The organism is Pseudonocardia sp. Ae505_Ps2 (assembly GCF_001932425.1).
In the GTDB taxonomy this organism is placed as follows: Bacteria; Actinomycetota; Actinomycetes; order Mycobacteriales; family Pseudonocardiaceae; genus Pseudonocardia.
In genome coordinates this window covers 3,694,476-3,708,230 of the sequence record NZ_MCIP01000001.1, presented here as the reverse complement: position 1 = coordinate 3,708,230, position 13,755 = coordinate 3,694,476, and the positions used below count along the sequence as shown (strand labels likewise).

Annotated in this window: 14 protein-coding genes; 4 read left to right on the top strand and 10 right to left on the bottom strand. The window is 73.8% G+C overall.

Annotation, left to right across the window (positions count from 1 at the left end):
- Positions 1-56: 56 nt before the first annotated feature.
- Entirely contained in the window at positions 57-1,211 is a 1,155-nt protein-coding gene (locus tag Ae505Ps2_RS17795) for an acyl-CoA dehydrogenase family protein (protein ID WP_020623487.1), read from the top strand.
- A 12-nt stretch (positions 1,212-1,223) separates the two neighbouring features.
- On the opposite strand, the gene Ae505Ps2_RS17790 is transcribed toward Ae505Ps2_RS17795, so the two are convergent.
- Positions 1,224-2,144 carry a LysR family transcriptional regulator gene (locus tag Ae505Ps2_RS17790; RefSeq protein WP_075305586.1) on the bottom strand — a complete coding sequence of 307 codons (921 nt, stop codon included), beginning with the start codon at positions 2,142-2,144 and terminating at the stop codon, positions 1,224-1,226.
- 261 nt (positions 2,145-2,405) lie between these two features.
- Between Ae505Ps2_RS17790 and Ae505Ps2_RS17785 the strand changes: the two genes are divergently transcribed.
- Positions 2,406-3,497: a PrpF domain-containing protein gene (locus Ae505Ps2_RS17785; protein WP_212567646.1), complete on the top strand. Its 1,092-nt coding sequence runs from the start codon at positions 2,406-2,408 to the stop codon at positions 3,495-3,497.
- Positions 3,498-3,570: 73 nt separating this feature from the next.
- Positions 3,571-4,866, top strand: a complete 1,296-nt coding sequence (locus tag Ae505Ps2_RS17780) for an SLC13 family permease (RefSeq protein ID WP_043277774.1) — start codon at positions 3,571-3,573, stop codon at positions 4,864-4,866.
- Between the two features lie 180 nt (positions 4,867-5,046).
- Here the strand turns inward: Ae505Ps2_RS17780 and Ae505Ps2_RS17775 are convergent, their stop codons facing one another.
- The 8 genes from Ae505Ps2_RS17775 to Ae505Ps2_RS17740 all read right to left on the bottom strand — a co-directional run bounded on the left by Ae505Ps2_RS17775 (position 5,047) and on the right by Ae505Ps2_RS17740 (position 11,963).
- Positions 5,047-5,784 carry a nitrile hydratase subunit alpha gene (locus Ae505Ps2_RS17775; protein ID WP_158071474.1) on the bottom strand — a complete coding sequence of 246 codons (738 nt, stop codon included), beginning with the start codon at positions 5,782-5,784 and terminating at the stop codon, positions 5,047-5,049.
- Positions 5,785-5,789: 5 nt separating this feature from the next.
- The gene (locus Ae505Ps2_RS17770) at positions 5,790-6,665 is read right to left on the bottom strand and encodes a hypothetical protein (protein WP_075553793.1); all 876 of its coding nucleotides are present in this window, start codon (positions 6,663-6,665) and stop codon (positions 5,790-5,792) included.
- Positions 6,666-6,718: 53 nt separating this feature from the next.
- Entirely contained in the window at positions 6,719-7,129 is a 411-nt protein-coding gene (locus Ae505Ps2_RS17765; protein ID WP_020625487.1) for a nitrile hydratase accessory protein, read from the bottom strand.
- Complete coding sequence (gene nthA, locus Ae505Ps2_RS17760) at positions 7,126-7,758, bottom strand: nitrile hydratase subunit alpha (protein WP_075553792.1); 633 nt, start codon at positions 7,756-7,758, stop codon at positions 7,126-7,128. The genes Ae505Ps2_RS17765 and nthA overlap by 4 nt, the downstream gene beginning before the upstream one ends.
- Positions 7,759-7,761: 3 nt before the next feature.
- Positions 7,762-8,466, bottom strand: coding sequence for a nitrile hydratase subunit beta (nthB, locus tag Ae505Ps2_RS17755; protein ID WP_020625489.1), 705 nt, complete (start codon positions 8,464-8,466; stop codon positions 7,762-7,764).
- Positions 8,463-10,007: an amidase gene (locus Ae505Ps2_RS17750; RefSeq protein WP_075553791.1), complete on the bottom strand. Its 1,545-nt coding sequence runs from the start codon at positions 10,005-10,007 to the stop codon at positions 8,463-8,465. Before Ae505Ps2_RS17750 ends, nthB begins: the two co-directional genes overlap by 4 nt.
- A gap of 125 nt (positions 10,008-10,132) precedes the next feature.
- Entirely contained in the window at positions 10,133-11,563 is a 1,431-nt protein-coding gene (locus Ae505Ps2_RS17745; protein WP_075553790.1) for a substrate-binding protein, read from the bottom strand.
- A gap of 28 nt (positions 11,564-11,591) precedes the next feature.
- Positions 11,592-11,963, bottom strand: coding sequence for a metalloregulator ArsR/SmtB family transcription factor (locus tag Ae505Ps2_RS17740; RefSeq protein WP_075305581.1), 372 nt, complete (start codon positions 11,961-11,963; stop codon positions 11,592-11,594).
- 286 nt (positions 11,964-12,249) lie between these two features.
- Between Ae505Ps2_RS17740 and Ae505Ps2_RS17735 the strand changes: the two genes are divergently transcribed.
- A complete protein-coding gene (locus Ae505Ps2_RS17735) occupies positions 12,250-12,738 on the top strand; it encodes a (2Fe-2S)-binding protein (RefSeq protein ID WP_075554261.1) in 489 nt (162 codons plus the stop codon).
- Positions 12,739-12,757: 19 nt separating this feature from the next.
- On the opposite strand, the gene Ae505Ps2_RS17730 is transcribed toward Ae505Ps2_RS17735, so the two are convergent.
- Positions 12,758-13,729, bottom strand: coding sequence for a DUF3048 domain-containing protein (locus Ae505Ps2_RS17730; protein ID WP_075305580.1), 972 nt, complete (start codon positions 13,727-13,729; stop codon positions 12,758-12,760).
- Between the last annotated feature and the right edge of the window lie 26 nt (positions 13,730-13,755).

Below are 13,755 nucleotides of genomic sequence, written 5' to 3'. Positions count from 1 at the left end.
GCGATCCGGCGTGACGCGGTCGCCACGGACCGGGTCGGCAGGAGAGGATCACCGGCATGACCGTCTGGGACACCCCCGAGCGCCGCGCCCTGCGCGACACCGTCACCCGCTTCACCGAGCGGGAGATCGTGCCGCACCTGCCCCGCTGGGAGGACGAGGGCCGTCTGCCCCGCGAGCTGCACGCGGCCGCGGCGAAGGCCGGCATCCTCGGCGTCGGGTTCGACGAGGCGCTCGGCGGCGAGGGCGGCGACCGGCTCGACGTCGCCGTGACGACCGAGGCGCTGATCGGGGCGGGCGGCAGCTCCGGGGTCGTCGCCTCGTTGTTCACCCACGGCATCGCGCTGCCGCACATCGTCGCGGCCGGGACGCCCGACCTGGTCGACCGCTTCGTCCGTCCGACGCTGGCCGGGGAGACGATCGGTTCGCTCGCCGTCACCGAGCCCGGCGGCGGCAGCGACGTGGCCGGGCTGACCACCCGCGCGGTGCGCGACGGGGACCACTGGGTCGTCGACGGCGCCAAGACCTTCATCACCTCGGGCACCCGCGCCGACTTCGTGACGACGCTCGTGCGCACCGGCGGCGAGGGTCACGGCGGGCTCAGCCTGCTCGTGGTCGAGACGGGCACACCCGGGTTCACCGTGAGTGCCCCGCTGCGCAAGATGGGCTGGCACTGCTCGGACACCGCCGAGCTGAGCTTCGACGGCGTCCGGGTGCCCGCGGCGAACCTGGTCGGCCCCGAGAACGGCGGCTTCGCCCTGGTCATGCAGCAGTTCGTCGGTGAGCGCCTCGGCCTGGCCGTGCAGGCCCACGCGACCGCCCAGCGCGCCCTGGACCTCGCGGTGCGCCACGCCCGCGACCGCGTCACGTTCGGCGAACCGCTGGTGAAGCGGCAGGTCGTGCAGCACACGCTGGTGGAGATGCACCGGCGCACCGACGCCGCGCGCACCGTGACGCGCGCCGCCCTGGAGCGCTCGGCGACGACGTCGCCGACCGACCCCGCGATGGTGCTCGCCGCGCTGATGGCCAAGAACACCGCGGTCGAGGCCGTCGAGTGGGTGGTGGACTCCGCGGTGCAGCTGCACGGCGGGATGGGCTACATGCGCGAGTCGGAGATCGAACGCCACTACCGCGACGCCCGCATCCTCGGCATCGGCGGTGGGGCCACCGAGGTGTTGACCGACCTGGCGGCCCGGCTGCTCGGCTACCGGTAGGACGGGCGGCGCTCAGGCCCGGGTCTGGTACTCCCGGGCCACGTCGACGAGCATCTGGTGCATGGCCAGCTCGGCCGGCGCCCGCAAGCGGTCCGGCCGGTGGGCCAGCAGCACCCGTCGCGACGGCGCCTCCCGGCCGAGCCCGAGCACCCGGACGTCGGGTCGCGGCGTGGTGACGGCGGTGCGCGGGGCCAGCGCCACGCCCAGCCCGACGCTGACCATCGCCTGGGCCTCCTGGTAGTCGTTCGCTTCGAACGCGATCCGCGGTGAGAACCCGGCCGCCCGGCAGCTGCGCTCCAGCACCTCCGCGACCGGGTGGTCGTGCGCCCGCACCACCCAGTCCTCGTCGGCGAGCTCGGTCATCGACGTGGTGCGACGGCGGGCGAGCCGGTGGTCCTCGGACACGACGAGCACGGTCGGGTCGTCGAGCAACGGGGTCAGCGAGAACTGGGCGGCGTCCACCCGCTGCCAGGCGTAGTCCCACAGCAGCGAGATCCCGACCCGCCCGCTCTCCAGCATCGCGATCAGCTCGTCGTAACGGGCGCTGCGCACGTCGAGCCGGATGTCGGGGTACTGGCGCCGGAACCGGCTGACGACCTGCGGCATCAGGGCGCTCGCGATCGTCGGGAAGGTGCCGATCGCCAGCGTGCCGCGGCGCAGGCCCGCGAGCTCCGCCAGGTCGGCCTCGGCGGCCTCGGCGGCCTCCAGCCGGCGCAGCACGTGCCGGGCGTGCCCGGCGAGCACGGCACCGGCCTCGGTCGGCAGCACCCCGCGGGCGAGGCGTTGCACGAGCGGCTGGCCGGCCTCGGCCTCGAGCCGGCGCAGCTGCTGCGACACCGCCGACGGTGAGTAGCCGAGCTGCTCCGCCGCGGCCGTCATCGAACCGGCGTCGAGGACGGCGGCCAGCAGCGCGAGCCGTCGGACGTCGAGCACGGGGCCTCCCGGGCGAGGAACTCGGGCCCGGTGGATCGCAGAGCTCATCCAGGGCCTGCATGTCTGCTTCACCCTAGCCGAGCCCGGGAGCTGCGGAGACGTCGGATCACGGCCCGAATCCGCTCTCCAGGCCCGTACGAGCGTGAAGCACGGCTTCACAGGTATCGACGAAGACGCGCTGGTGCTGCAGCCGAGTCGGGCGCACTGTCGCCCCATCACACCGGCCCGCGGTGCCCGCCACCGCCGACGAGGGAGCGACTCGTGCGCGACATCTCCGCCACCTGGATGCGCGGCGGCACCAGCAAGTGCTGGGTCTTCGACCGCGACGACCTGGACGTCGACGGTCACACGGTCGACGAGGTCCTGCTGCGCCTGTACGGCAGCCCCGACCCGCGCCAGATCGACGGCGTCGGCGGTGCCACCTCGACCACCAGCAAGGCCGTCGTGCTCTCCCCCGCCCGCGGCGAGGACGCCGACGTCGACTACACCTTCGCCCAGGTCGGCATCACCGACGGCGCGGTCGACTGGACCAGCAACTGCGGCAACTGCTCCGCCGTCGTCGGGCCCTACGCGCTGCGCCGCGGCTGGGTGAGCCCGACCGGTGACGTCACCGCCGTCCGGGTCCGCAACACCAACACCGGCCAGCTGATCGTGCTGGACGTCCCGACCCCCGGCGGCCGGGTCGTCGAAGAGGGCGACGAGTACATCCCCGGCGTCCCCCGGCCCGGTCTGGGCATCCGGATGTGGTTCGTCGACCCCGCGGGCCGGACCACCGGTGCGCTGCTGCCCACCGGGAACGCGACCGACGTCGTGCACGGGGTGGCGGTCACCCTCGTCGACGCCGGGGCACCGGTCGTCGTCGTCCCCGCGGCGGCCGTGGGGATCACCGGGCACGAGTCGCCCGCCGAGATCGACGCGGTGCCGGGGCTGCTGGACCGGCTCGACGTGATCCGCCGGGAGGCCGCGGTCCGCATGGGCCTGGCCCGCACCCCGCGCGAGGCCGCCCGGGCCGTGCCGAAGCTGGCGCTGGTCGCCGAGGGTGCGCCCGGCCGGTCCGACGTGGCCGTCCGCATGCTGTCGATGGGGCGTACGCACCCGGCGCTGGCCGTGACCGGCTCGATCGCGCTCACCCTGGCGGCCCGCACTCCCGGTACCGTGCTGCACGACCTCGTCGCGACGGAGCGGGAGGACCTGCTGATCGACACCCCGGCCGGCGTCATCGCCACCGTGCACGGCAGCCGGGACGGCCTGCCCGCGGTCGCGGTGCGGCGCACCGCGCGCCGGATCGCGGACGCCCTCCTGGCCCTTCCGGATGCCGCGACCGCGGCCGCCGCGGCGGCGCACGCCGCCTGAGACCCCTCCGGGAGCGGCACGCCGACCGGCTCCCACCCATCACCGGACCGCTCCGCTCACCCGAAGGACAATGATGTCGCCCCAACTCCTCTCCATCCTGGTCCTGGCCGGCATGTTCGTCGTCGCGACGATGCTGCCGATCAACATCGGGATCCTGGCCTTCGTCGCCTCGTTCGTGGTCGGGACCTTCGCCCTCGGTCTCGACGAGAAGGAGATCTTCGAAGGCTTCCCGGTCTCGTTGTTCATCACCGTCGTCGGCGTCACCTACCTGTTCTCGGTGGCGAAGCTCAACGGAACGATCGACCTGCTGGTCGACCAGGGGATCCGCCTGGTCCGGGGCCGCGCGATCCTGGTGCCCTGGGTGCTGTTCGCCGTCGCCGCGGTGCTCACCGCGCTGGGCACCTTCACCCCGGCCGCCGTCGCGCTGCTGGTGCCGATCGGCATGAACTTCGCCTTCAAGTACCGGATCAGCCCGCTGATGATCGGCATGATGGTCATCTGCGGTGCGCACGCCGGCGCGTTCTCCCCGATGGCCGTCTCCGGTGCCCTGGTCTTCGGGATCGTGGCCGACTCCGGCCTCGCGGTCTCCCAGGCCGTGCTCTTCTTCGCCAGCCTCGCGTTCAACGCCCTGCTGGGCGCCATCACCTACTTGCTGCTGCGCAACCGGGGCGAGGAGAGCTTCGTCGAGCGGCCCGAGACCACCGACACCGACGACGACCTGCCCACCGGGGGCGGCGGCGTCGCGACACTGGTCCGTACCCGGCCGCAGGTCATCACCTGGCAGCAGCGCGCCACCCTGGTCGCGCTGGTCGGCCTCGTCGTCGGCGCGCTGGCCTTCCACCTGCAGATCGGCTTCCTCGCACTGGCCGCCGGCGCCGTCCTGGCCCTGCTCGACCGCGAGAACCTGGGCAAGGCGATCGACGGCATCAGCTGGCCGACGATCCTGCTGGTCGCCGGCATGGTCACCTACGTCGGGGTGCTGGAGCACGCCGGGACGATCGAGTGGGTCTCCGAGGGCGCGGTCCACCTGGGCGCGCCGCTGCTGGTCGCGCTGGTCCTCTGCCTGGTCGTCGGCATCACCTCGGCGTTCGCCTCCTCGACCGCGATCCTGACCGCGGTGATCCCGATGGCGATCCCGCTGCTGCTCACCGGCTCGCTGCCCGCCGCGGGTGTCATCGCGGCCATGGCCATCTCGACCACGATCGTCGACGTCTCGCCGTTCTCCACCAACGGCGCGCTGGTGCTGGCCAACGCCCGGGGCGTCGACCGGACCCGCTTCTACCGCCAGGTCATCACCTACACCTGCGGCATCGTGGCCCTCGGGCCGCTCGCCGCGTGGGCGGTCCTGGTCCTGCCCGGGGCGTTCTGAGGTCCCCCCAACGTCGGTCCGGGTCCCTCCACGCGACCTGGGGTCCGGGCCGACCCGCACCGTGTGCCGGTACCTGCTCGCAGCGGGTACCGGCACACGGCCGTGCGGGGCCGGTCGTGCGTCGTCGCGGGCCGTCGTCCTGGTCGGGCGGCGGTCGGGCGGCGGTCGGCGCTGCCCCGCTCAGGCGGTGAGCCGGACGGCCTCGGCGGCGGCGCGCACCCAGCCCGCGCCGACGTCGTCGACCGGGGCGGTCACCGCAGCCCCGACGAGGACGGACCGCAGGCCAGGTCGGTCGGTGCCGATCGCCAGGACCAGGGCGAGGGCGCGGAGCTCCCAGGGGTGGTCGAGGAGCCGTTCGTCGAGCACGTAACCCGGCAGCGCCCGCGCCCACTCCGGGTCCCCGGGCGTTGCCGGGCCGTCGGACGCGACGGGCACGCCACGCAGGGCAGCCCGTCCGACCTGCGACTCGAGGTCGGCCGGGCCACGGGTCTCCCCCGCCGGCACCCGGGGGACCACGAGGTGGTGGGTGCGGGACGAGTCGGTCCAGATCGCGGTGCGCACCGCGGGGTCGTCCGGCGTCACGGTCTCGAACAGGTACTCCGAACGCGGCCGGTACCAGCTCGGCGGCACCCCGAGCACCGGCCAGCCGCTGCAGCCGGGGGCGGCGGGCAGCACGACGTTGCGCACGGTGTCGGTGTCGTGGTGGGCCCGCCAGATCCGGCCGCAGGCGCACCGGCCCAGGTCGTCGCCCAGCGCGCCGGCGCCACCGTCGCGCGCGGCGCCCGACCAGACCCGGGCCACCGCCCGGGCCCCGGTCCGGGGCCCCACCTCGTCGGCGTGGTGGTCGTACCAGCGGTCGACGGCCTCGGTGGTGGTGAGCCCACGGCGCAGCACCGCGCGTCCGACCAGATCGACCATCAGCATCACGGTGTGCTCCCCGGTGGGTTCGGCAGCGAGTTCGGCAGGGCGTTCGGCAGCGGGTTCGGCAGGGCGTTCGGCGGGGTCGGCCGCGGGTCCGGCGCCGCGCGGGCGCTGAACGAGCGGGCGGCGGCGGCCAGGTCGGACTCGACCGCGGCGGCAGGTCGTACCGGACAGGCGCCGCAGTACCGCCCGGCGGCGGAGGTGGTCCGGAAGGCGAGGCAGCACGCCCGGCGACGCACCGACATCCAGTCGGTGCCGTCGACGCGCACCGCACCGACGACGACCAGACCGCCCAGCCCGGCGTCGTGCAGCAGCGCCCGGGTCGGCCCGACGAGTGCGTCGGGACGCGGGCGCCGCCAGGACAGGTGCAGCATGCTCAGCGCCACCGCGTGCGCGACCGCGGCCCGCAGCGTGCGACGCCCGGCCCGGGTCCGTACCGCGAGGTCGTCGGCGAGTGGCAGCAGCGCCCCGTCGAGCAGCGACGCCCGCAGCGCCGCCCGGTCCCCTCGGGCGGGGCGCCCGGGAGCGGCGAGGGCGAGCCAGCCCGGGGCGTGGGGGTCCGGGCCGAGGGAGACCACCTCCGGCCGGGCGTCGAGCAGGACGTCGAGCTCGTGGAACGCGGCCAGGACCGGGGCGGTGAGGCGCAGGGCGTAGCGGTCGAGCAGCAGGACCGCCGCGACGGCACGGCGGTCGGTCCCGCGCTCGTCGGCGACGCGGTCGAGGGTGTCGTCCAGCTCCGGCCCGAGGACCCGGTGGGCCGGGGACCAGCCCTGTGGACGACCGGACCGGGCGACGAAGCGGGGCCCGAGCGGCACGCGCGAGACCGGCACCGTGCCGGGTCCGCCGTCGGCGGGCGCGGATGCGGGGAGCGGCGTCATGACGACGGCACCGGCCCGGTCCGTGGGGAGACGGACCGGGCCGGCGACCGGGTTCAGCGCGTCGCCGGCGAGATCGCGACCGGCTCGCGCCGCGCCTCGTGGTGGTTGGCGTTGCGCGGGGTGGACAGGACCTGGCGGGTCCGCTCGTCGAGGGCGAGGGAGTCCGACAGGGCGCCGCTGGAGGCCAGGGTGGTCTCCAGCGCCTCCAGCCAGTGCAGGTAGTAGCTCCACGGCTCGCCGCCGTCGCCCTTCTCCCACGAGCGGATGGAGTCGATCAGCGAGAGCTGGAACTCGCTCCACTCGTAGTGGCCCTCGTGGTAGGCGGCGACGGCCATCGCGAAGGCCCGCACCTCCCACGGCTCGGAGAACGGCTTGTCGGCGCCGGGCATGTCGCACACCAGCTTCTCGATCCGCCGGCGGGCGTCGCCCAGCTCGGTGGCGTCGGTGCGCACCCCCTCGCTCATGCCCCGGCCGCCTCGGTGACCACCGGCTTCGGCGCTCCGACCCCGATCATCGAGTCCCGGGTGACGAGCGCGGCGAGCGGCTCCTCCGACAGGTGCTCGCTGCCGGCCGGGCGCTGCGGGAGCACCCAGTAGCGCAGCTCGGAGCTGGAGTCCCAGACGCGGATCTCGACCGAGTCCGGCAGGGGGTAGCCGAAGTCCTCGGCGAGGACCTTGCGGGGCTCGCGGACGATGCGCGCCCGGAACGGCGGCGCCTTGTACCAGTTCGGCGGCAGGCCCAGGACCGGCCACGGGTAGCAGGAGCACAGGGTGCAGACGATGACGTGCTGGACGGTGTCGGTGTTCTCGACGACGACCATCTCCTCGCCCTGCAGGCCGCCGATGCCCAGCTCGCGACAGGCCGCGGAGGCGTCGGCGAGCAGACGCGCCTTGAACTCCGGGTCGGTCCAGGCCTTCGCGACGACCTTCGCGCCGAGCTGCGGACCGACCTCGTTCTCGTAGACCTCGACGAGGCGGTCGACCGCCTTCGTGGTCACGACACCCTTCTCGATGAGGACCGACTCCAGGGCCTTGACCCGTGCGGCGATCTCCTCCTGGGTGCGGAGCGGGGTGTCGGTGGGGTTCGCGGTCATGGGTCAGGCTCCCTGGGTGGCGGGGACGGGGGTGAGGTAGGGCTCCCACACGTCGAAGTAGTTGACGCCGTTGGGGTCCGCGGCCTCGGGACCCCACAGCTCGGCGGCCGTGAACTTGACGGTGTAGAGGTGCTCGGGGCAGTCACCGAGGCCGTTGCCGGCGGTGTCGGGGTAGAGGAAGGTGCCGTGCGCCGCGGTGATCACGCCTCGGTGCCCGCGGATGTAGCGAGCGCGGCGGGTGTGTCCGTACGGGCTCTCGTTCCCGATGACGACCTCGTCGCCGACGGAGAACCGGGCCTCCTTGTCGGACTCGCGGTTGGCGGGGAACCCGTTGGTGACCGCCCAGTCGACGAACTCGACGATCTCGGGGTCGGTCTCGCGCTCGGGCAGCGGCGCGTCCGGGTTCTCCAGGTAGTACTGGGTGCGCTTCTCGAGATCGGCCGGGTCGAGGATGCCCGCGACCTCGGCGTAGTGCTCGATCGTGTGCATCCAGTGCTCGTAGTAGTTCGAGAGCAGGTACTCCGCCGGGTCCATCTTCTCGATGCCGTGGCGGAACTGGTCCACGTTGAAGAGTCCGGCACGCGCGCTCTGGGCGAACATGGGGAAGACCCGCTTCTCCCACTCGGCGCGGAACACGGGCTCGCTCATGTGGTCGTTCTCGACAGGTCCGAGACCGTCGGTCCCGCCGAGGTCGAAGACTCCGTTCACTGCTGTCCTCCTACTGTGGCGAGGGCCGGTGGGGCGGGGAAGCCGCCGACGGCCTGCTCGAAGGTGTGCGCGACCCGAAGGACGGTCGCGTCGTCGAAACGCCGGCCGACGATCATCAGACCGACCGGGAGCCCGTCGACCAGCCCGGCCGGCACCGAGACAGCGGGGTGACCGGACACGTCGAACGGGGCACAGTTGCCGACCATCCCCAACGCGGTCGGCAGATAGGTGTCCAACCCGGCATCGAGCCCGATCAGCTCCGGCGCGGTGTAGGGCAGGGTCGGCATGACCAGCACGTCATAACCACTCAACGCCTGGTCGTAGGCCGCACGCAGCTCGAACGCGAGGTTGCGGGCCATGCCGTAGTAGACGCCGCCCCCGTGGCCGAAGGCGTAGCCACCCGAGAGCCCGACCAGCTTGACCGTCTTGGACAACTCCGCCCCCCGGGCGAGGCGCTGACGGTGGTAGTGCGCGATCAGCTCCGGATCGTAGAGACCCGGATAGTTCATGCCGTAGGCGTTACCGTCGACCATCTGGTAGGCCGCACCCTCGGTCGCGATGACGTTCCACACCGCCATCCCGTCCAGATGCCACGGGATCGACACCTCCTCCGCCACCAACCCGGCCCCGGCCAGAGCACCGACCGCGGCACGCACGGCCTCGTCGACGGCCGGGTCGCTCTCCGGGCGGCCGAAACCCTCGACCACGATCCCCACCCGCAACCCCGCCGCCGAGGTCTCCAGTGCGGTGAGGTAGTCGACCGGGTCCAGCTCGGTGGGCTGACGGGCGTCGAGCCCGTCGACACCCGCCAGGGCCGTCAGCATCCGTGCGGCGTCGGACACCGTGCGGGTGATCGGACCCAGGTGATCGATCGTGGCCTCGATCGGGAACGCCCCGGTGTAGGGGACCAGCCCGTGAGTGGGCTTGTGCCCCACCGTCCCGCAGAACGCACTCGGGATCCGGATCGAACCACCCTGATCACCACCCACGGCCAGATCCACCGCACCCGAGGCCACCAGTGCCGCGCTCCCACTCGACGAACCACCGGCATTACGGCCGGTGTCCCACGGGTTGCGCACCGGCCACGGCCGCGAGGTGAAACTCGCACCCGAGAAACACAGGTCCTCACACACCGACTTCCCGGTGATCCTCGCCCCCGCCGCCAACAGCCGGGTCGCCACCGTCGCATCCCGCGACGGGACGAAACCCTCGACCGTCGCCGACCCATTGGTCATCGGCACCCCGGCGAGACAGATGTTGTCCTTCAACGCCACCGTGCGCCCGACCAACAGACCTTCGGCGGCACCCGGCACCGACGTCGTCACATACCAACCACCGAGGGGGTTGTCCGCAGGCTCCGACCACACCCGCTGCGGGGCGGTCGGCGCACTCGCGGTGTACAGCTCCTCGACGCGGTCGGACGCGGCCAGCGTCGCGGCGACCGCCGGGCCGAACTCGGCCAGCTCGGCCTCGGACAGACCGAACGCGTAGTGCTCGTTCAACGCCGCCAACCGGGCGGCGTCGGGAGGGGGTATCGCCATCGGGGTGGTGCTCCTCACGTCGGGGGATGCGAGAAACCTAGGACCGACCCCTCATCGTGTCAACGCTTGCAGACACATTGACAAGATCCGGAAACACGGCGACCCACGCCGGCAACACGGCGTGGTCAGGGGTGCGCGGGGCCGTCGCCCATCGAGCCGAAGGTCGTGCCGCGGGCCTCCGCCAGGTACAGCGACTGGTCGACGTGGTGCTCGCCGTGCAGGTCCAGGGTCCCGCGGGGCAGGTCGTAGCGGCCGCGCCGGATCTCGTCGGCGACGGCCACCGGGTCGGTCGAGCGGACCTTCCGGGCCGCCGCGGCCCACACGTGGATCGCCTCGAACATCGACTCCGACAGCGACGACAACGGCGGCGCCCACCGCCCGAACCGCTGCCGGTACCGCTCCAGGAGCGTCCCGTTGCGCTCGGTCTGCAGGTGCTGGAAGTAGCCGGACACCCCGTGGATCCCCTCGGCCGCGGCCGACCCGATCCGTTCGAGGGTCGCCTCGTCCATGGCGGGCCCCAGGCTCACCGTGCGGTCCCGCAGCCCCATCGCGTGGCACCGGCGCTCGAAGGCCGCGGCGTCGGCGCCGACGAAGGTGCTCAGCACGACGTCGGCACCCGATGCGGCGATCCGCTCGACGAGCGGGGTGACGTCACCGCCACCGAGGGGGGCGTACCCCTCGCCGACCAGCACCGCCCCCTGGCCGGGGAGGATCTCGCGGGCGACGGCGTTGACCGAGCGTGGCCACACGTAGTCGTTGCCCGCGAGGAACCAGCGCCGGCCGCCGGCCGCGCGCATGACCGGACGGGCCGCCGTCGCGAGCTGGGTGGCCGGCCGCTCCCCCAGCCGGATCCGCAGACGGGACTCCCCGCCGCCCTCGTTCATGTTGGTGTGCACGACCAGCACGTCCTGCCCGGACAGGGCGGCCGAGACGGCGTGGTAGGTCGCCGAGGTCGTCATCAGGAAGATCGTGCGGCAGCCGGCCCGGACCAGCCGCATCGCCTCCAGGGCCCCGGTGCCGGGGTCGGTGGCGTCGTCGGCCTCCAGCAGCTCCAGCGGTCGCCCCCCGATCCCGCCCGAGGCGTCGATCTCCTCGACGGCGAGCGCGGCCACGTTCCCCACGGCCGAGGCGAACAGGCTGCCCGACCCGGAACGGCTGGTGATCACCCCGATCCGCGGTCCGTCGGCGGGGCCGTCGGGCAGCGGATGGCCGCGGCGGCGCATCAGCCACTCCAGCCCACGGCGGTCGATCTCGGCGTCGAGCCGGACGCGGGTCCCACCGGGCGCGTCGTCGAACCGCAGCCGGATGCGGCCCCGCCAGGGCTGGTCGTGGGTGATGGTGATGGCCCGGGAGACACGCAGGTCGCTGATCCGGCCCAGCACGTCCACCGGGGGCCCGCCGGCGATCGGTGCGCGCAGCGCGACCGGGGCACCGACGACGACCCGGTCGCAGACCGCGTCGAACAGCCAGCCGGCGCCCTCGGTGCCGAACCGGTCGAAGACCACCGTCGGGGCCGCGGCGGCGAACCTCTCGACCGCGAGCGCGATCGACCCCACGGTCAGCGCCGGTGTGACGACACGCCGGTCATCCGGTCGCGTCGGCCCGATACGTCATGCCCTGATCCTCCACCGCCGCCCCCATCTCGTCGAGGGTCGACTGGAACAAGGCCCGCAGCAGGGCGATCACGTCGGCCGCCGCACCGTGCGGATCGATCGCGTAGTAGCGGAACCGGCCCGAGCGTCGCTCGGTGACCAGCCCCGCGACGCGCAGCACCCGCAGGTGGGTGGACACCGCGGTGCGCCCGACGGAGGTGATGCGCTCGGCGAGGTCTCCGGCGCTGCACTCCTCCTGCTCGGCGAGCACCGTGAGGATCTCCCGGCGGACGGGATCGGCGAGCGCGTCGAAGGCGAGGCCCGCTTCCTTGCCGCCGCCCGAAGCGTCATGATCTGATGACACGTCAGGGATAGTAGCGTGAACCGCTCCGGGACGCGTGCCCGTGTCGCGGTCCTGTGCCCACGGCCACCGGGACCGAGTGCGGGTGACTCACCGGGTCAGGTCGACCACGACCCGGCCCGGCGCCGTCCGTCCGCGCAGCGCCCCGGGCCGCCCGCGGGATCTCGCGCCACCCGACGACCAGCCCGACGCCCGGGTCGATCGCCCCCGCGGTAACCAGGTCGAGCACCCGCCGACCGACACCGACCGGACCGCCGGGGAGCACACCGACACCGCACGTCCGGTGCGCATGACGGTGAACGGGCAGCCGGTCCGCCACCACGTCGAGCCGCGCCGCACCCTGTCCGACTTCCTGCGCCGCGACTGCGGCGCCACCGGGGTCCACCTGGGCTGCGAGCACGGGGGGTGCGGGGCGTGCACCGTCCTGCTCGACGGCCGCACGGCCCGCTCCTGCTGCACCCTCGCGGTCCAGGCCGACGGCGGCGAGGTCACCACCGTCGAAGGACTCGCACAGGGCGGTGAGCTGGATCCGTTGCAGGAGGCGTTCTGGCGTCACCACGGCCTGCAGTGCGGGTTCTGCACGCCCGGCATCCTGCTGACGGTCACCGAGTTCCTCGCGGAGAACCCCGATCCCAGCGACGAGGAGATCCGCGCGGCGATCTCGGGGAACATCTGCCGGTGCACGGGGTACCAGTTCATCGTCGACGCCGTCCGCAGCGCCGCGGCCGTGCTGCGCGGCGAGCCCGCACCACAGGCCCCGGTGGACAGGGAGGGGTGACGGCCGCCCGTCCGGCCGGTCACCGCGCGGCGAGCAGCACCCAGGTGTGCCCCGGACGCACGGGCATCTCACGGCCGTCGGGGGTCGTGAGACGGAGGGGGTCGGCGACGGCGGGACGGGACCACCGTGCGGGGAAGGAACGACCCTCACGCAGGACCTCGGCCTCGCCCGCCCCGACGGTGAGCGCGATCGGGGAGACCGAGCCGGCGCTGTCGCGGACCGACGACTCGGCGACGGCGACCCGTTGCACGACCACCGTGTCCGCCCGCACCGGTCTCCGGTCCGGACCGGAGACCGCGGTCCGGTCGCCGGTCGCGACCGTCCAGGTGTCGTCCTGCGCGCTCCAGGTGACGGTGACGGTGGTGGCCCCGACCCGGACGGAGCGCTGCGGGACGGGGGCTCCCCCGTCCGGCGCCGGGCCGAAGCGCAGGCCGATGTCCTGGACCGGCCCCGCCTGCGGCACCCGTCCGCGCAGTGCCGTCAGGTCCACGTAGACGTTCAGCGGCGCCGGCCGCCGGTCGTCACGCCGGAACGCCTCCGGCAGGTCGCGGGACACGACCGGGACCACCGCGGCGGCGCGGAGCCGGTCCATGACCGGTGGCGCGGCGCCGGAGAAGACGAGGGCGGGCCGGCCGTAGGCGCCGAGGACGCCGATGTCGGTCTCCCGGGCGCTGCGCACCGGCCCCACCGAGCGCGGCAGCTGCGAGGCGAACACCGCGAGCAGCCGGGTGAGACCACCCTCGACCGGCTCGACGTAGACGACGTCGGCCGCCTCGACGCCGTCCCACGGGCGCGCCGCCGCGGTGTTGTCGATCTTCACGGCGAACACCCGTGCCCCCGGCTCGGAGGGCAACCCGGTGAGCGGTGACAGCAGCGGTGCCGGTGTCGCCGGAGCGGTCACCGGCACCGGGACCGCGGGCGACGGCGCGCATCCGACGGCGCCCGTCAGCACCAGCCCGAGAAGGGCCGCGACCACCGGATGTGCACGCACCGGCGCACGGTACTCCCGCGCCGCCC

Coding starts and splice junctions, on each gene's coding strand:
- Ae505Ps2_RS17750 (WP_075553791.1), bottom strand. CDS start 10,007: ATGGCGATACCCCCTCCCGACGCCGCCCGGTTGGCGGCGTTGAACGAG.
- Ae505Ps2_RS17780 (WP_043277774.1), top strand. CDS start 3,571: ATGTCGCCCCAACTCCTCTCCATCCTGGTCCTGGCCGGCATGTTCGTC.
- Ae505Ps2_RS17735 (WP_075554261.1), top strand. CDS start 12,250: ATGACGGTGAACGGGCAGCCGGTCCGCCACCACGTCGAGCCGCGCCGC.
- Ae505Ps2_RS17765 (WP_020625487.1), bottom strand. CDS start 7,129: ATGAGCGAGGGGGTGCGCACCGACGCCACCGAGCTGGGCGACGCCCGC.
- nthA (WP_075553792.1), bottom strand. CDS start 7,758: ATGACCGCGAACCCCACCGACACCCCGCTCCGCACCCAGGAGGAGATC.
- Ae505Ps2_RS17770 (WP_075553793.1), bottom strand. CDS start 6,665: ATGACGCCGCTCCCCGCATCCGCGCCCGCCGACGGCGGACCCGGCACG.
- Ae505Ps2_RS17775 (WP_158071474.1), bottom strand. CDS start 5,784: ATGGTCGATCTGGTCGGACGCGCGGTGCTGCGCCGTGGGCTCACCACC.
- Ae505Ps2_RS17795 (WP_020623487.1), top strand. CDS start 57: ATGACCGTCTGGGACACCCCCGAGCGCCGCGCCCTGCGCGACACCGTC.